The organism is Galbibacter orientalis DSM 19592 (assembly GCF_000260115.1).
Taxonomy (GTDB): domain Bacteria; phylum Bacteroidota; class Bacteroidia; order Flavobacteriales; family Flavobacteriaceae; genus Galbibacter; species Galbibacter orientalis.
In genome coordinates this window covers 38,385-55,039 of sequence record NZ_JH651380.1, presented here as the reverse complement: position 1 = coordinate 55,039, position 16,655 = coordinate 38,385, and the positions used below count along the sequence as shown (strand labels likewise).

Annotated in this window: 15 protein-coding genes and 1 pseudogene; 6 read left to right on the top strand and 10 right to left on the bottom strand. The window is 32.8% G+C overall.

Annotated elements, in window-relative coordinates; translation table 11 throughout:
- Positions 1 to 41: 41 nt before the first annotated feature.
- Complete coding sequence (locus tag JOOMADRAFT_RS17485) at positions 42 to 260, bottom strand: hypothetical protein (protein WP_008615770.1); 219 nt, start codon at positions 258 to 260, stop codon at positions 42 to 44.
- Positions 261 to 462: 202 nt separating this feature from the next.
- Between JOOMADRAFT_RS17485 and JOOMADRAFT_RS17480 the strand changes: the two genes are divergently transcribed.
- The 4 genes from JOOMADRAFT_RS17480 (at position 463) to JOOMADRAFT_RS17465 (ending at position 4,788) form a co-directional block, all read left to right on the top strand.
- Positions 463 to 801: a PadR family transcriptional regulator gene (locus JOOMADRAFT_RS17480; RefSeq protein WP_008615769.1), complete on the top strand. Its 339-nt coding sequence runs from the start codon at positions 463 to 465 to the stop codon at positions 799 to 801.
- Positions 798 to 1,394, top strand: a complete 597-nt coding sequence (locus JOOMADRAFT_RS17475) for an HAAS signaling domain-containing protein (protein WP_008615768.1) — start codon at positions 798 to 800, stop codon at positions 1,392 to 1,394. Before JOOMADRAFT_RS17480 ends, JOOMADRAFT_RS17475 begins: the two co-directional genes overlap by 4 nt.
- A gap of 106 nt (positions 1,395 to 1,500) precedes the next feature.
- Positions 1,501 to 4,053, top strand: a complete 2,553-nt coding sequence (locus JOOMADRAFT_RS17470; RefSeq protein WP_040880261.1) for a carboxypeptidase-like regulatory domain-containing protein — start codon at positions 1,501 to 1,503, stop codon at positions 4,051 to 4,053.
- Between the two features lie 12 nt (positions 4,054 to 4,065).
- A complete protein-coding gene (locus tag JOOMADRAFT_RS17465) occupies positions 4,066 to 4,788 on the top strand; it encodes a GLPGLI family protein (protein ID WP_008615763.1) in 723 nt (240 codons plus the stop codon).
- A gap of 169 nt (positions 4,789 to 4,957) precedes the next feature.
- Here JOOMADRAFT_RS17465 and JOOMADRAFT_RS17460 read toward each other — a convergent pair whose 3' ends face one another.
- From JOOMADRAFT_RS17460 to JOOMADRAFT_RS17440, 7 genes are all read right to left on the bottom strand, one after another.
- A complete protein-coding gene (locus JOOMADRAFT_RS17460) occupies positions 4,958 to 7,612 on the bottom strand; it encodes a TonB-dependent receptor (RefSeq protein ID WP_008615761.1) in 2,655 nt (884 codons plus the stop codon).
- Positions 7,612 to 8,388: a GLPGLI family protein gene (locus JOOMADRAFT_RS17455; RefSeq protein ID WP_228482309.1), complete on the bottom strand. Its 777-nt coding sequence runs from the start codon at positions 8,386 to 8,388 to the stop codon at positions 7,612 to 7,614. The genes JOOMADRAFT_RS17460 and JOOMADRAFT_RS17455 overlap by 1 nt, the downstream gene beginning before the upstream one ends.
- A gap of 99 nt (positions 8,389 to 8,487) precedes the next feature.
- Positions 8,488 to 8,667, bottom strand: coding sequence for a hypothetical protein (locus JOOMADRAFT_RS20235; RefSeq protein ID WP_008615748.1), 180 nt, complete (start codon positions 8,665 to 8,667; stop codon positions 8,488 to 8,490).
- A 173-nt stretch (positions 8,668 to 8,840) separates the two neighbouring features.
- Positions 8,841 to 9,506 carry a response regulator gene (locus JOOMADRAFT_RS17450; protein ID WP_008615747.1) on the bottom strand — a complete coding sequence of 222 codons (666 nt, stop codon included), beginning with the start codon at positions 9,504 to 9,506 and terminating at the stop codon, positions 8,841 to 8,843.
- Between the two features lie 15 nt (positions 9,507 to 9,521).
- Positions 9,522 to 11,504: a tetratricopeptide repeat-containing sensor histidine kinase gene (locus tag JOOMADRAFT_RS17445; RefSeq protein WP_008615746.1), complete on the bottom strand. Its 1,983-nt coding sequence runs from the start codon at positions 11,502 to 11,504 to the stop codon at positions 9,522 to 9,524.
- A 97-nt stretch (positions 11,505 to 11,601) separates the two neighbouring features.
- Positions 11,602 to 11,772, bottom strand: coding sequence for a hypothetical protein (locus JOOMADRAFT_RS20230; protein ID WP_008615745.1), 171 nt, complete (start codon positions 11,770 to 11,772; stop codon positions 11,602 to 11,604).
- 254 nt (positions 11,773 to 12,026) lie between these two features.
- Positions 12,027 to 12,644 carry a LytR/AlgR family response regulator transcription factor gene (locus tag JOOMADRAFT_RS17440; protein WP_228250550.1) on the bottom strand — a complete coding sequence of 206 codons (618 nt, stop codon included), beginning with the start codon at positions 12,642 to 12,644 and terminating at the stop codon, positions 12,027 to 12,029.
- Positions 12,645 to 12,973: 329 nt separating this feature from the next.
- Between JOOMADRAFT_RS17440 and JOOMADRAFT_RS17435 the strand changes: the two genes are divergently transcribed.
- Both JOOMADRAFT_RS17435 and JOOMADRAFT_RS17430 read left to right on the top strand, forming a co-directional pair.
- Positions 12,974 to 13,357, top strand: a complete 384-nt coding sequence (locus JOOMADRAFT_RS17435; RefSeq protein ID WP_008615741.1) for a hypothetical protein — start codon at positions 12,974 to 12,976, stop codon at positions 13,355 to 13,357.
- Positions 13,358 to 13,372: 15 nt separating this feature from the next.
- The gene (locus tag JOOMADRAFT_RS17430; protein ID WP_008615739.1) at positions 13,373 to 14,542 is read left to right on the top strand and encodes a hypothetical protein; all 1,170 of its coding nucleotides are present in this window, start codon (positions 13,373 to 13,375) and stop codon (positions 14,540 to 14,542) included.
- Here JOOMADRAFT_RS17430 and JOOMADRAFT_RS17425 read toward each other — a convergent pair.
- Positions 14,523 to 16,265: pseudogene (locus JOOMADRAFT_RS17425) on the bottom strand (efflux RND transporter permease subunit); the annotation flags it as partial. The gene JOOMADRAFT_RS17430 and the pseudogene JOOMADRAFT_RS17425 sit on opposite strands and share 20 nt — an antisense overlap.
- A 99-nt stretch (positions 16,266 to 16,364) precedes the next feature.
- Complete coding sequence (locus tag JOOMADRAFT_RS20775; RefSeq protein WP_394359004.1) at positions 16,365 to 16,544, bottom strand: DUF6660 family protein; 180 nt, start codon at positions 16,542 to 16,544, stop codon at positions 16,365 to 16,367.
- Positions 16,545 to 16,655 lie beyond the last annotated feature (111 nt).

Here is a 16,655-nt window from a genome sequence, read left to right as displayed (position 1 = left end):
TCTTAAGAGAATGCCCTCTTATCGCTATTAAACTGATGGATTTAGCTGGTAGCTGCATCACAACCAGCACCAGCTATTTCTGCTGCTTTCTGGAAAGTGTCGGCGGTTCCCGATGCCGATGTACCATTACCACAATCTAAGGTAACTGTCTTTTTTTGTAGAACTGTTACATCAACTTCTGGATTTTCGGCTTCAATACTTGAGAATCCAGCTGTACTAAATAACAATGCAAACGCTGATAGGTAAACTAATTTTTTCATAATTAAAATTTTAAAGATTAATAATTAGCGGATATTTTCTCCGCGATACTCAAATTCTTGGCCAAGAACTTAACTAAAACTATTAATATTAATCCATAATCATCTTGCAAAAGACCACGTTTAGTGCGTGGTAAAACCACGTTCTTCTTAAAAATGCCACCTAAGCATTGTATTACTATGTATATTGTTTTACATTTGTAAAATGAATAAAAGTTTTGTTCTTCGTTGGCAATCTCAAGTTAAGAAAGGGACGCTTACATTTATCGTTCTTAATATCCTTGATAAGAAAGGAGAGCTTTATGGATATGAATTAATTGAAAATGTAAAGGATAAGACTTCTATTATTATTGCAGAGGGGACATTATACCCATTAATGAACAGACTTAAAAAAGAAAAGCTGGTCACTTCAAAATGGGTAGAGCAAGAATCAGGAATTCCTAGAAAGTATTACTCGCTTACAACGACAGGGCAAAATACTTTACTTGAAATGAAAGACTTTTGGAAGATGTTGGAAAAATCAATCAATACGATATCTAAATGAAAGAGATCACGTTTAAAAATAAAAGTTCAACTTTGATTTACAGGGATTATTTAAATCGTCTCAAGAAAAATTTAAAGCACTCTTCTGCTAAAGATCGTAAAAATATATTGATGGAGTTTAATAGCCATATTTTTGAAGGAATTCAAAGATATGAGCATACTGGAGTTAATGAGACTGAAAATTTAATGGAGGTGTTGAATAAATTGGGGGATCCCCAAGATGTTTTAAAACCAATGATCGCTGAAAAAAAATTAGAAGAGGCTACAAGGACTTTCAATCCTATTCACGTTTTTAAAGCATTGGTCTTAAATATTACTAATGGGGTTAAGTATATTTTCTTTGCGTTTCTTTATTTAGTGCTCATTGGCTTCTTATTCGTCATTGGTGCCAAAATCAGCAATCCAAAAGAGGTTGGCTTATATTTTAAGGACGGAGGATTTTATTTATTAGGAAAAATGAAGCCTCAATTAATGGAATCGATAAACGCAAAAGAAGTCCTGGGAAATTGGTTTATTCCATTTTTTCTTTTGCTAACAATACTTTTATACATCATCGTAACTTTTTTAATGCGAATTACTGCTAGGAGAAAGTAGAATCAAATAATATAGTAATCGTATGATATTTTTTGCTCATATACATAGTAATACAATGTACTATTTTATAAAATGCTTTAAACTGAGTTTATCAGTAACCTTCCTTATGGCTTCTACCACAATATTTGCTCAATCCAATCAAATTGAAGGGACTGTAAAAAACGAAAACAATCAGATTATAAACGGAGCTTCTATAGTTCTATATGATGGAAATAAAAATATTCTTGATTACTCTATTACTGATCAAGATGGAAAATATTCTATCAGCTCAAAGATTCAAGTTGATAACTATTTAGAAGTTTCTTACCTAGGCTATAAAAAGAAAATAGTTAAGCTTCTTTCAATTAATACTGATAAAGCTATTATCTCTTTGGATATCACCTTAACCGAAGAAAAAAATCATTTAGATGAAGTTGTATTACTAGTTAAAAAAGAAGAAAAGGATACTGTAAATTTTGATCTACAAAAATTGAATCTTCAGGATAATGATAAGCTAAAGGAAATACTAGAGAAACTACCAAATTTACAGGTAGGAGAAGATGGTGTTTTAATATATAAAGGAAATAATATCAATAAAATTCTGGTAAACAAAAAAGAGACTTTTGAAAATCAAAATAGTCTAGCCTTAGAAAATATTGAAAATAGACTTATTGAGGGCTTAAGTATAATTAATAATTACCAAGATGAATTTTCTGTTGATTTCGATTTACAAGAAGAAACCGTTTTGAATATCGAAACTAAAGAAGAATTTAAAAATGTTATTACAGGGGATTTACAGACGAAATATGGGCATAAAGATAAATATGAATTCAAGGGTTCTGGTTTTCTATTTTCTGAATCGCTCAATGCTTTTTCTACAGCAAATTTCAATAACATAGGCAAGACAGTGGTGAACTATAGGGAATTAGGAGCCGTATTCAACGAAAAGCAAAATTTTTCAATCTATTCACAAAGATCATTGCAAGCCTTATTTTCTACTAACGAAAATCTTAGGAAAGATGAATACAATAGTATCAACCTCACCCTTAAAAAAAATTCATCCAAATTCAAGTCAAGCTTGCTCCTCTACTATATATCTCCTAATAGGATAAACAGCACAACACAACAACTTTCATCTTTAGATGATACACCTCTATTGGAAGGAAATAGTGCTTTACAGGCAAAATCAAATTCCTACTTGGGCTATTTTAAAAGTCAATATAAAAAATCCAAAAATACCGTATTTACTATACAAGGTAATCTCAATTTCATTAACGCTGACGATAAAAATACAGAAAGAAATATTCTATATAACAATAATCAAACTACCGAAGAAAATAACCTCTTTTCAACTTACAATTCGAAAATTTTTTCAGGATTTGCTCAGCTTGCAGTAACCAGTAAATTATCAGATAAGATCATATGGAATTCAGAAGGAAGTCTATTTGTGGAAAAAAATAAGCTAGATGATGACATCTTCCTTAACGCTAATTTATATCAAACACAATATTTTGATTTTTCAAAATACAACTATAATATCCAATCCTCTTTATCATACAATCATAGTGACCAATTTACCCCTTCCATAATAATTGAATATAATGGTCAAAAAAGCCAACTCGACAATGATGATTTACCATCAATATTACGGAATGTTCATACTACGGATATTATTACAAAAATAGCAGGAAGAAATGTATTCGGTAAAATAAACTATTCTCTATCAACCGGAATCAGACTAAATCAGTTTGAATTAAACAACTCAAAATCAATTGAGGAGTTTTTAATCCCATTAAATATGGTTTCCGAATATGAAAGAGATGTATGGAGAATCGCTGCAAGTATAAAAAGAAGTTTTGAATTCAATGATCTTTATTATGGTCTAATAACCCTCCAACCCTTTAATCGGATCGTTCAGGGTGATATAGGCTTACTTGAAAATCTTCGTATTAAAAATAATTATCATTTAGGTTACTATTATAACAACATATTTGACGCTGAATCGTATTCAATTTCAACGAATTATAGTGATATAAAAAACCCTATTGAACTTCAATTTATTAATCAGGAGAATGGTATTTCAATTCTTAGGGCTTATAAAACTGATTACTCTAAAAAATTTAATATTAATGGTAAATATGCTAAGACCTTATTCCCTATCAATTTTCCTCTAAATACTAGTGTTGGTTTAAGTTATCTAAAAGAAAAATTTCCAGCTTTAATAGCGGATGGACAAGAAGTACTAAGTAAACAAAACGCTATTTCACCAAAATTTGAAATAGAAAGTCTAAATGATTTTCTCTTGAATGTACGGCTTTCATCTAGCCTAAAATACTCTAATAACAGAGTAGGCAATAATAATTATTATTCGAGATATAGCAGATCTACTGCATCGCTACTTCTTAAGAATAATAAATGGGATGGAAAGCTAAGTTTCATTTACGACGATAACCTGGTAGATAATCAAAAATTTCAAAGAAAGAATATAAATCTTGATCTTTCTTATACCTGGCAGAAGTTGACGTTTAGTTTGGAATCTAGACATCTATTTGAACTACTTAACATATTCCAGAATGAAGCTTACAATTTTGAAATTTATTCTAATGAAGGCGTTGTCACTACACTGATTAATAATGCCTCTCTCAACTATTTAATATTAGGACTTAAGTATAACTTTTAAAAAATGATCAAAATGAAAACAACAAAAATCTATCTATTTTTATTGACATTCACTATAAGTTTAGTGATGAAAGCTCAGGAGAGCAATGAAATTCTACAGGTAAAATATACTACGAATAGTGTATCCGAATTTTTAGTGAATATGCTTAAAAAGCAGATTCAAGATCCTGACGAATATAATAAAGTAATGCAACTAATGTCAGAGTATAAAAACTATAATACTTTATATTATGACAAAAAGAGTAAAGAATCATTATATGTTTTAGATTCTATCCATAAAATCCCTGGGGTAAGTGTATCCGGGTATACTGAGTTCATTAAAAAAGACGCTGATGGATCTTTAAAAGGCAAAGAGGTTTTTATGGAATCTGAATTTTCATTTACAGGAAATTCAAAAGACCTTAAATGGACGATAACGTCTGAAAAGAAAGACATTGAAGGATATAGTTGCACTAAAGCAATTTTAGAAAATATGCCCGGATTATACGTTTGGTTCACGACTGAAATTGCAATAGATGCTGGCCCCTATATTTTTTATGGTTTACCGGGCTTAGTGTTAGAGGCAAACAGTTTTTTTCAAAATGTTTCAGTTACTTCGGTTTCTTATACCCAAAAATCTGAGTTTGATTCAATGTTTGAAAAAGATAAATTCAATTTAAATGAAAAAGCTTATTCCCTCGAAGAGATTTTTGTTAGAAAAAAGAACTTTAAGAATAAAGTGGAAAAAGGAAAATAAACAATTCGTCAAAAGAAATATGATTAATATAAATTCCCTGGAAGAATTAATCTCTAGGGAATTTATTTTATTACCCCAATAAGGACTCTGATTTAAAACAGGTTTAGAACGAATAACCGTTGGGAGGCAAAAGCTATATCCTTATCAATTAATAAAGAATAAGCGGCTATTAAAACCTATATTTTACACTGAAAAAAATATAACGAGGAAGTAATCTGATATTTGATTCATACGTGGTGAATTCGTCAATTACTACCGTGCTAAAATTCTTTTCATTTCCCAAATTATTGAAAAATAATTTATACGAAAAATTAGAATCTGGCTGGAATTTTAAAGTACTGTTTAAAAAATAATAGGAACTATTTGGCATCTTATAATAATCATTCTTGATGTTCAAATTCCATTTTTCAGACAGTTTATAATTCAAAGCTAAAGAGTAATTGCTCCATTGAGTTTTTGATATTACATTGTTATAATCTGATTCGCTTAAATTTAAGTTGAATCGAAATCTAAAATTTAAGGGAATTTTAAAATAGGTTGTACCGGAAATCAAATAATTCGACGAATAGGTTTTTAAGTCATTAAAATCCTGTGAATTGGCCTGAATAGGTTGTATCCCCCAGTTTTGAGATGTTCTTAGATTTGTAGATAGGTTTAAATCATCAAAGAAAGAGGTAAAATCTAAATTAGCAGATATACGGTTAGAACCTTCAATAACTTGATAAGAGAAGAACCTAAGATTCTCTCCTATTTGATTTGTAGTCGAATAATTACCCTTAAAATCGTCGTATTTTATTCTAAAGGTAAGTGCTTGGGACTCTAACTCGTTAGCCCATTTATAATAGAATTTGTATACATCTTTTTCCACTAAATATATAGTATTAGTACCACGCACCAAAGAATTATAAGTATTTAATTGATAATTCTGAAACAATAAGTGAGAATCTGGAACAGCATAAGTATTTTCATAACCAAAAACAAAACGTCCTATTTTTAATTTTCGGAGATCTAAGTCTATTTGTGGATTAAAAATCCATTTCTCCTTTTCGTTAGAATCAGTGGTAAGGTCTAATCTTTCCATTGAAATCCCTAGTGTAAGTTTCGCTTTTTCTGAAAATTTATAACCGATACTTTCTTTTAAATTAAACGTTCTACGTTTATAATTTAAATCATTTTTTAGGCTATCTACTTCAAAATTTTCCGAGGGTGAACTTAACTTAGTTTGCCTATCTTCCTCAAAGATCTCATACCCTAAGGATAATCGATTAGTGAAATTTCCAAATTCTGAAAATAGATTGGTGTTAATTCCAAAAACATTTAGTTCATCTTTATTATTTTGATAAATTTTTGCCTTTTTGGTAAAATCAAAAAAATTGTTTAAGCCAAGAGAATTAATTGTTGCATCTTGGGAGAGTTGGGTTTGACCAACGTAGGTATAATTATGTAAAACTGTATTTTTCCCTAATGCATAGCTGTAGTTTAAGTGATTGTATAATGCGTATTCTTTCTTATTTAAATCTTGATTTACGCTATTATTATTGAAAATAAGTTGATTATCAAATTTTTCAGGTTGATTTTTATAAGAGAATAAATTTCTAAGGTACGAGCGCTCTCCTCCTGTATATTTTATTTCCAATTCTCCTGAACCAATACTATTTTTATGGTCAGTATCACTATCTTCAATATATTCCACAGGATTTTCTTCTACATTAAAAATAGATCGTGAATAAAAAAGTTGTCTTTGATTATCTTGAGCGAATGAGCCGGTAGCACGTATTTCAATATCCTTTTCAATTTTTGTTACTAATCCTATCGAATTCAAGAAAGCTTTATTAAAAATACTTTGATCGTCTTTTAATATTTGGCTTTCGTTCTTGTTGATCGAAAATACAGATTCTATTTCTGGTTCTATCTCTACTTCACGATATGCCGAAGTTAAATTTAGGGAAGATGGAGTGCCTTTTAATTGATCTACTGCCTTGTTTCCTAAATTATTGTAATCCCCCAGATAAAAGAATTTTATTTTTTTTCTCAACAAACCAATATTGGCAGTACCTCTAATCCTTTCTTCTAAACCAGCTCCCAAAGAAGCGTTTCCAAACCAGACGTTTTTAAATTCGTCCTTTAGTTCTAGGTTTAATGCAACATCATCAGAATCCAATACTCTTGCCAAAACAGGATTATCCTGAAAATTATCTATAATTTGTACTGCATCTAAGGTTTTCGCATCCAAATTTTTAGAAAGGACCTGATAATCATTAGCAAACATATCATCTCCATCGATCATAAGTTTCTTTATAAATTTACCGTGAGCTTTAATAGTTCCATCTTCGAGTACTTCTATCCCAGGTAGTTTTTTTAGAACATCTTCAACATTTTCTTCAGATTGATCTATAAATGGAGCGGTTTTTAATGTGGTAACATTACCATTTGTTGAGATTTTTTCATCCGGCTTTAGAACTACCTCATTTAAGTGTTCTATTTTATCTTGTAGAATAAAAGAAAGAGTATATCGCTTTTTATCAGTATTAAGAGCTACTTTTTGAATATGTTCTTCGAATCCGAGCAAATTAACAGCTATGTCATAGCTATCAGAAATTAAATTTGTTGGAGAGATATTGAATTTAAATTCCCCAGTATTGTCCGTATATAAATAATCTATGATTTCATTCTCAGAATTTGAAAGTACTATACTGGCATTTTCCAAAGGTTTATTACTCGAATCAGTAACTTTACCTTCAATAATAACTTGTGAGTTTACACTCCATAAAAGAAATAAAAAAAAAATAAAAAACAGAAGAAGTGTTCGGTACCCTTTTGCCATTATTCAAAAGACTCTATATAAATATCACTAAAAACTGGTTTTTTAGGCTTCTCAGATTCTTTTCGTTCAGCTCTTAAAACCATTCTATTATAGGCTCTTTCTATACTGTTACGCAGCATATTTTCAAAATCTTCAATGGTTTGCCATCCCTCGTCTTCTCCTTTTGGTCTTTGTACTTGAGAAATATGAGCTTCGTTTTCCGTGGGATATTCTAAGCTTTTAAAATAAATTAACATTTCGTCTCGTTCATCACTAGCTTCTAGTATTAATCCTGGCAATCCTTGTAATTTCCAGGGGCCATACGGTAAAGGAACCTCTAAAGTATACCAAGCAGTATAAGTACGCCCTCTAAATTCGCCTATGGCTTTATGCGCCTTGAAATCACCTATTTTCTTGGTCTCAGATTTTAACTTCCAATTTATAACCGGTTTTTTTTCTGCTATATAGATATTACCCCCAAAACGTTGGCTCCACCATAAACTATCTTTTTTTCGGTTAAAGAAAACCTGTTCTCCATATCTAAATGTTTTATTACCATTATAAGCCACCACTTGCTCCCCTTCTCCTCGATATATTGATTTATTTTGAGAAGTTGCTTCTTCCAGAGAATCTTTTGCAGTTACGTAATAAGATTTTTCCTTATTAAATACCAAATAAGCGTTTAAATCGGGACCGGCAGCACTTTTCATTCCCGGACTTTTTATTTGCCCATAATAAACAATACCTTTTTGACTTTGCATTTGTTGGGAAATGCAAAACAAAAAAATTGATAACATAAAATATTTCATAAATAAGATTCTTTATTTAAAAAAAGTGTACAATCTGAAAAATTTCAAATTGTACACCATTTAACTATAAGTTTTTATCACTTAAAATTAGTCACACATATCCCAGGCCTCTTGAATGGAATCTGCCTCCCCTGCATATACTCCATCACAATAGACAGGGAAAGAAGCAGCCTCTTGACGAACTTCTTTTTTGACTTCTGTTGGAGTAGATGCATACATTGATGAGAAAAATACACCCATTATTCCTAAAAATACTAACTTCTTCATTTTAATAAAATTTTCATTAACTCTACTCTCTTTATAGGATTTTCGAGATTCTCCCCTACACGCGTGCTAGTTATTTATACAAAACTATAAGAAGGTAGAAATAGTACCCTGATTTAAACCACATTTAGTATGTGGTAAAACCACGTTTAATAAAAATGAAAAAGCTGTTTGATTTATATATATCCACTTTCTCTCGCTTTTTCTAATAGCGCCTTATTTCCCTGCCCGCTAACTCCAAAAATTTCTTTTAGTTTTCGCTTTCTGTCTTCGACTGCCCTTAAAGAAAGATGTACATATTTCGTTAGGTCTTTAGTCTTTGTTCCCAAAGAAAGCTGATAAAGCATAATTCTATCTACTTCATCTATTAAGGAGGTATTCAGACTAATCTCTGAATGGAGTAATTTTGAAATTTTTGATCCATAATATGGTGGGGCAATAATAACTTTCGACAAACATCTTTTGAGCTCTTCTGAAGTGGTTTCCCCTTTCATAAGGAAACCGGCAGGATTAATATTCAGTAGTAAATTGTGAAGCCGAAACGGATCTGCCAAAACGGTTAGGATTATTATTTTTACTTCAGGAAGTTCTTTTTTTATTTTAATTCCCAAATCTTCACCTGATAGTATTTTATTATTCCCCTCAATAGGAAAGTTGATATCCAAAAAAACGATATCAAATTTCTTTCCCTTTAAAATTTCCCAAGCCGTATCACAATTATCAGCAGTTTCGACAAAAATATCATAATCTTCAGATTTTATTTTAGAAAGTACATTTTTATATCCTTCTAGGATCATATGATGGTCGTCAACGAGTAAAATATTTATCTCTTCCTTCTTCATAACAACACTGTGTTTCTATATTTTTACTACAAGCTTTATTAAAGTACCTTCAGAACTGGTGGTAATCGATAATTTACCTTTCATAGTTCGGCTTCGGTTTTTCATATTTTTAAGGCCTATCCCAACCGAAGAATGATCAGGATCAAAGCCTTTTCCATTATCTCTTATTTCAATAATCAGTCTGTTTTTTAATTTATTGATACCTACTTCTACCTTTGTTGCCTGCGAATGCCTAATCGTATTGGCAATGGCTTCCTGTATGATTCGGTAACTATTTATTTTTATATTATCCTCAATAGATTCCCAATCAATTGGATGGGGAATTTTTAACTGGACATTGATTCCCTCTGGTTGCTTACTTAAAAATTGTTCCAACAATAATGTAAAGTCTACATCAATTTGCGAATCTTTATTAAGTTGATGGGAAATCAACCTTATTTCTTCAGCAATTTTTTGAATTTCACGAATATATTCCACTCTTTTTTGCTTGCTTTCCTTATCATCATCGTCATTTAAAGAATCAAGGCTTATCCTCAATCCAAATAAACTTCCCAGAATTCCATCGTGTAATTCCCTCGATATACGCTGCTTTTCTCTTTCGCGTTCTTCTTCAATTATTTTTTGCTGCGATAATACCAAATTATATATCTCCTGGCCGGCTTTTTGTTTTTGCGAAATCAGCTTATTTTTTGATCGCTGATCATTAATGATATATAACAGTACAAAAATAAGAAAAACCGTTAAAGATATAATTGATATTCTGATCATTTGTTTATTCAGTCTTTCTGTCTCCGAAATATATTCATTGGTCTCGAAACGTATTCTTGCAAATTTATTTCTTACTGCCCTTTCCCTTTTTTGGAGGCTATCGTTAATCGCTATATAGCGTTTAGTATAAACTAATGCACTATCTTTTACTACCAAGGAAAGAAAGCTCAATGAAGCGAGTAGATCCCTGGTATTTTGACTATTCCTCGCAACTTTTTTTGCTGCTAGGGCATAATTAATGGCTTTGGCCGTATCTCCCCTTTGTAAAAAATAATCAGCTAAATGTAACTGGTTGACACTAATTCCGGCCTGTAAATCAATATCTTTCCTTATCTGTAAAGCCTTTACAAATTGTTTATAAATTCCCATCGTATCCCCTAAATGAAGTTTTGCATTAGCTTCATTATCAATGAGCATTGCATATAATTTAGGGTCTGAATTTTCTATATTTTCATCAAAGCTCAACGCTTTTCTAAAATATTCAATTGCTTTGGTATAATTGCCTTGATTATGATACACAAGGCCTAAATTATTCCATATGGAGGGCAGGTACCGGTTAGCTCTAGACTTTTGAATATACTCTATACCTTTTTCATAATAAAAAATAGCTTTATCATATTCTTCCAGTTCATTTGATACGATTCCAAGATTATTATTGGCTTGGTATAATAATTTAAATTTATCTAAAGGCTTTAAAAGCGTAATCGCATTGGTAGTAGTAACCTCACTACCTGTATAGTCCCTAATATTTTTCTGTATAATCGCCATATTTAATAACAGGCTTCCAGAATTGAGATCATCATCTAAACCTTCGTATATTTTATGAGCTTTATCGTAATAATAATAAGCACTATCTTCTCTATTATTGGTATGGTAAAATTGTGCCAAATCCCAATAGGTTCCGGCAGTGCCTATAGAATCTTTTAAAGAAATAGCTATATCCCTAGCTTGTTTATTAACTTTTAGAAACATTATCGAATCTTTTGACTTTAGATAGCGAAACGATAGGTCAAGAAACATTTTATTTTTTAAGCTATCCTTATCTTCTCTAATAGCTGTTTGATAGGCCTTATTCAAGTCGTTTTTTTGATCAGGGCGACTTTCTGTATTTTCAGTTTTTGATAGAGGATTTTTTTTTACTAAAATAGTTTCATTCTTATCATCCTTCTTGGTACAAGACGAAAAAAAGCCCAGGAGAACAACAGCTAATATGACAAGATAGGATTTCACAAATAAACCTCTAGAGATAAGAAAATGGTAAATTTACAAAAAATAATAGAAGACCTTGCTCATCACAAGGTCTTCACAAGAAATCTAACTTTTAAGATTAGTCTCCATCGTTTTCTTTTCTCTCTACGACTTCATCATCTTGATCTCCTGTACTAGCAGTAATTTTTTGGTTTTCACTTATCGAATTATCGGGTAATTCTTCCGGCTCACAGGAATAAGCTATCAAGATTAAAAAAGTAACACATAATAGGTTTTTGAAAGTTTTCATAGTTTGATGGTTTATGATTAAACAATAGTTTTGCGACCCTAAAGACCGCGGAATGGCTTAGTGTTTAATCACGCGTGATCGAAACCGGATAGATTGACCAGTTTCTTAAGAAGCTTCTTTCTTAAACCAAGAGAAAATTACTTCAAAGAATCAAGTAAAAATATTATATACCTCACCGTTTAGTAGAATGATAATTTCTGTGAGGTGTTGATAAGTATGTATGAGCAATTGAAGATTTATAAAAATCCTGAAGTTCAATTAAAAGAAATAGCCTTTTGTTCCAACAATTCTTCAATAGTCTGAAGGTTATGCCGGTAAGATCTTGAAAAAGGTAGGCTAATTTTATTATGATCTAAAAAACATTTCAACTTTCCAAAATTGATTCTGGAGATATGTTTTTTGTTGATGATATAGCTATGGTGAATTCTAACAAAACTATCGGGTAATATTTTTTCAAAGGATTTTAAAGTTTTAAAAGCACTGATTGTTTTTCCCTCTATCATTACAAAATCTGTAGCGTTATTATCGGCTTTTAAGAAAAGTATTTCTTCTACTTTTAAAAGCGTATAATCTTTATAGGATTTTAGGCATAAGGTATCGTTTAATGCATATTGTTCACTCTTTAGCAACTGAAGGATAATTTTACGAATTTCAAGTTCTTTCCCTGGCTTAAGAATATAATCATAGAATTTACCTTTTAAAGCTTGATATGCCTTAGATATATCCTTGGATAAAGCGATATATTTAGGTCTGCTAAAAATATATTCATTGATTTCTTTGCAATAAGAAAACACGTCTCCAATCTCTTTCTTAGGATAAGAATCTAGGTCAATAAATACAACTTCAGGGGCAAACTTCAATATAAAATTCATCCCCTTTTCGTAGTCATTAGTTATCCCTAAGCATATAAATTCAGGAAATTCTTTAAATCTCTCACAAAGGTTTTGTGATGTTATATCATCGCTATTTATTATATAATAGGAACCTCCCAACTTTTTTAGTTCAAAATTAGAAACACCTTACTCGAAATGATTTGGATTTGCCACATATTTTACGTGGTATACCCACGTAATTAAAAAACAAAAACGTGGAAAAACCACAGTAAGCCCGTGGCTATTAAGTTTTATATGGATAGGTGATGTAATAAATTGCTTACAAATATAAACTTCCCCTATTAGGGACATTAAAAGTGTTATCTAAAATGAATAAAAATTTCACCAATAAGTATAGCCATCAATTGATAATAATCTTGATATGTTGTCTTACTTCCTGCAAAGCCTTGGAATACGGACATAACTATCCTGCTACCAGTAAATTTAATGATATTGAAACCTTAACGTATAGCAAAGAGGATTTTATTACTACTTATGGTGAGCCTACCTGTAAGACCATAGAAACTTTAGATAATATTCCCAATGAAAAACTTTTCTATGTAGAAAAGCTCAAAAATGTCGTGGTCACTACTCAATTTATTTTTATTAATGATACAATTAAAAAAATGGAAATATTCAAAATTGAAGAAAATATTCAGCCCTATATGGATTCCCTAAGACGCGAAATCCGAATTAACAGACTCAAAGAATAAATAAAAACCAATATTATGAAAAACAAATTACAATTAGTTTTTTTATGCTTATTTTTAATAAGCATTTCGTGTACTACCGAAGACCCAACTGAAGACATTGAATCAAATGAAAAAATGTCTACTGAAATCAATACTCAACAAGAATTAAATTCTCAAATTCAAGTAGTTGATAGTATCATCCCGCTTAATGAAGAAGACTTCCCGAAAATTGCTGAAAATTCTCAGGCAATGGTTGCCAGTAGCACTTGGGATGAGTTATATCAATTAGATGGAGTGAAGTTTTTTCTTAGAACACAAGATAGTTATCTTGGAAAAAATTCGTTACAAACTCACGGTCCCGGTGCTGAAATAACTTTTGAACCTAACTCTGATTCATCTCCTGCACAGTTATTTTATCTTGAATTTTTGCCTGCATCTAGTGGGATCCAGTACCTATTGTATTCTTATCAAGAGAATAAACCAATTGGCATTGGTGCCTACGCAAGCGATCCTGACACTAAGGTACTCTATACTTCTTCTAGCGCTAATCCTAGCAGTTACTTTGGGTTTTCGTGGGATTTTATCAGTAGCAACGGAAAAGGTTACAAAATTGAAAATCGAGACATTATTTTCCAAGGATCTTCAGGAAGCTTTTGGGATATTTATTATGGGGTAATCACAAATAGTCAGGGAAATGTCACGCTTTCTAAAGATAATAATACGTTCTATCAAAAATTTAATATCATACCAGACGATGAATTCACTATACTTGATATGGATATGGATATTGACAATGCACAAATTGTTTCATCTGAACCAACTGTACTTTCTCAAAAATCAATCGAAAACCCAAGTGATAATACAGGCTCAAGAACCATTACTTTTACGGAAACGCAACAGGATCAATATAATTTTAAAGAATCTTCTAGTGTATCTTATCAATACACAGCAAATGTTAGTGCAGGGTTTAGCTTATTCAAAGTTATTGAAGCAAATACCTCATTCACGGTTACCACAGGTAATTCAACTACCTTGGAATATGGAAATAGTTCTACCAAAACAATCACTTTATCAGACAGCTATACGATCGCAGTTCCACCACACACTAGATCCCTATGTTCTTTTAGAGCAATGAAACACTCGGTGAGAGTTCCATATACAGCTACTTTAAAAGGCTTAGAACACCATCGCCTTCATCAATACTAGGGATAAATTCTCCACCCATTTTACTGAAAGTAAATCCGGCACCCACAAGTAATAATACCGCTATCACCAATACGATAATACGATGGTTCAAAGATTTTAAGATCACCGGCTGATAGCCATTATTTATTCGGTTCATCATTCCATTGCTGAAAACAGAAATTTTATCCTCTACTTTATGGAACCAGTTCTTCTTTTTTGTAACCGGTTTCATTGTAAGCGAGGTAATCATCGGCACATAGGTTAGGCAAAGGATAATGGCACCGAGTACGGCAAATCCGAAGGTAAAAGCCATCGGGCGGAACATTTTTCCTTCAATCCCTGTCAAGAATAAAATAGGGGTAAATACGATCAGGATGATGATCTGTCCAAAGAAGGCCGAATTCATTACCGTACTACTCGCATCATAGACTACTTCGTCCATTTGTGGCTGGTCGAAATTTTGTTTACCGGCCTTGATGCGTTTTTCGATTTCGTGAACCGTTCCTTCGACAATAATAACGGCCCCGTCAACGATAATCCCGAAGTCGATTGCCCCGAGGGACATCAGGTTGGCCCAGACCCCAAAAGCTTTCATCAAAATAAAGGCAAACAGCAGGGAAAGCGGAATTAATGAAGCGGTAACCAAGCCTCCACGGAAACTACCGAGGAGCAACATCAATACAAAAATGACGATAAGTGCCCCTTCAATCAGGTTTTTCTCGATAGTGGCCGTAGTCCTTCCTATAAGCTCACTTCGATCTAAAAAAGGAACGATCTTAAGTCCTTCCGGTAGCGATTTCTGCACTTCTTGTATTCGGTCTCTTACCGTATTGACTACCGAATTAGGGTTGTCGCCCCGTAGCATCAGCACCATACCTCCCACAGCTTCGTGACCATCTTGGGTAAAGGCTCCGTAGCGCACCTGATTTCCAAAATGCACATTTTCGGCCACGTCTTTTACCAAAATGGGCAGGCCATTTTCGTTTCTGATTACAATCTGCCTAATATCGTCCAACGAACGAGCCAGGCCTTCACCACGGATAAAATTGGCCATCTTGTTTTTTTCAATATAGGCACCACCTGTATTTACATTGTTTTCTTGTAGGGCATCGAAGACTTCCGTCATTGTCACATCCATTGCGTTCAGCTTGGCGGGATCGATAGCGATCTCATATTGCTTGATCTTTCCTCCAAAGGCATTGACTTCCACAACACCTTCCGTTAGGGCCAATTGGCGTTTTACGATCCAGTCCTGTATGGTTCGCAGTTCGGTAGGGGAATATTTGTCCTCGTAGCCTTCCTCAGCTTTCAAGGTGTATTGATAGATTTCCCCCAATCCGGTAGTAATAGGTCCCATTCCGGGACTGCCGAACTGTTCGGGGATCTCGGACTTGACCTCATTGAGTTTTTCCGCAACCAATTGACGGGGCAGGTACGTGCCCATATCTTCTTTGAAAACAATGGTCACCACCGAAAGCCCAAAACGAGAAACGGATCGAATTTCGCTAACGCCCGGCAGATTGGCCATCGACAACTCTACGGGATAGGTTACAAATTGCTCGATGTCTTCAGTGGCCAGGTTGGGCGACTGGGTGATAACCTGTACCTGATTATTGGTAATGTCGGGCTGTGCACCCAAATTAATGGTGGACATTGAATACAGACCTACTCCTATTAGGGTAAGTACCAATAGTCCAACGATAAGCTTGTTCCGAATGGAAAAAGCGATGATTTTATTAATCATAAAAGTTGAAGATTTAATTCAGTTTTTGAAATGTAAAAAAGTGGCCAGAGGAATCTTGACCTGTCAAAAAGGATATAGCTATCCTATAAAAAAGCTGAATTAAACCCTGGGAGGATCTAAAAGGGATGAAATAGGCTCTTCGCCCAAACTTTCAAAATGAAGAAAAACCTTAGATGATATTTCTGTATTAATAGGTTTAAAATTCACTGAAGCAAATTCCACCGTATGTACGTGACAGCAATGGCAGGTACAGAAGGGGGGGGCAAAGCTCAGAGGCACTATGGTTATGATCTAAATTATAAGTAGCCATTACCTCTGTTTGTGAATTATCGCAAAAAGCATCTGTATCAGAACAGGGAAACGCATTAAGCGTCAATACATAGAGAGCAA

What these genes read in the sequence shown, in the direction of transcription:
- JOOMADRAFT_RS17450 (WP_008615747.1), bottom strand. Translation starts at nt 9,506, where the DNA reads ATGAAGAAGGAAGAGATAAATATTTTACTCGTTGACGACCATCATATG.
- JOOMADRAFT_RS17430 (WP_008615739.1), top strand. Translation starts at nt 13,373, where the DNA reads ATGAAAAACAAATTACAATTAGTTTTTTTATGCTTATTTTTAATAAGC.
- JOOMADRAFT_RS17475 (WP_008615768.1), top strand. Translation starts at nt 798, where the DNA reads ATGAAAGAGATCACGTTTAAAAATAAAAGTTCAACTTTGATTTACAGG.
- JOOMADRAFT_RS17440 (WP_228250550.1), bottom strand. Translation starts at nt 12,644, where the DNA reads ATGAATTTTATATTGAAGTTTGCCCCTGAAGTTGTATTTATTGACCTA.
- JOOMADRAFT_RS20235 (WP_008615748.1), bottom strand. Translation starts at nt 8,667, where the DNA reads ATGAAGAAGTTAGTATTTTTAGGAATAATGGGTGTATTTTTCTCATCA.
- JOOMADRAFT_RS17460 (WP_008615761.1), bottom strand. Translation starts at nt 7,612, where the DNA reads ATGGCAAAAGGGTACCGAACACTTCTTCTGTTTTTTATTTTTTTTTTA.
- JOOMADRAFT_RS17465 (WP_008615763.1), top strand. Translation starts at nt 4,066, where the DNA reads ATGAAAACAACAAAAATCTATCTATTTTTATTGACATTCACTATAAGT.
- JOOMADRAFT_RS17435 (WP_008615741.1), top strand. Translation starts at nt 12,974, where the DNA reads ATGAATAAAAATTTCACCAATAAGTATAGCCATCAATTGATAATAATC.
- JOOMADRAFT_RS17470 (WP_040880261.1), top strand. Translation starts at nt 1,501, where the DNA reads ATGGCTTCTACCACAATATTTGCTCAATCCAATCAAATTGAAGGGACT.
- JOOMADRAFT_RS20230 (WP_008615745.1), bottom strand. Translation starts at nt 11,772, where the DNA reads ATGAAAACTTTCAAAAACCTATTATGTGTTACTTTTTTAATCTTGATA.
- JOOMADRAFT_RS17455 (WP_228482309.1), bottom strand. Translation starts at nt 8,388, where the DNA reads ATGTTATCAATTTTTTTGTTTTGCATTTCCCAACAAATGCAAAGTCAA.
- JOOMADRAFT_RS17485 (WP_008615770.1), bottom strand. Translation starts at nt 260, where the DNA reads ATGAAAAAATTAGTTTACCTATCAGCGTTTGCATTGTTATTTAGTACA.
- JOOMADRAFT_RS17480 (WP_008615769.1), top strand. Translation starts at nt 463, where the DNA reads ATGAATAAAAGTTTTGTTCTTCGTTGGCAATCTCAAGTTAAGAAAGGG.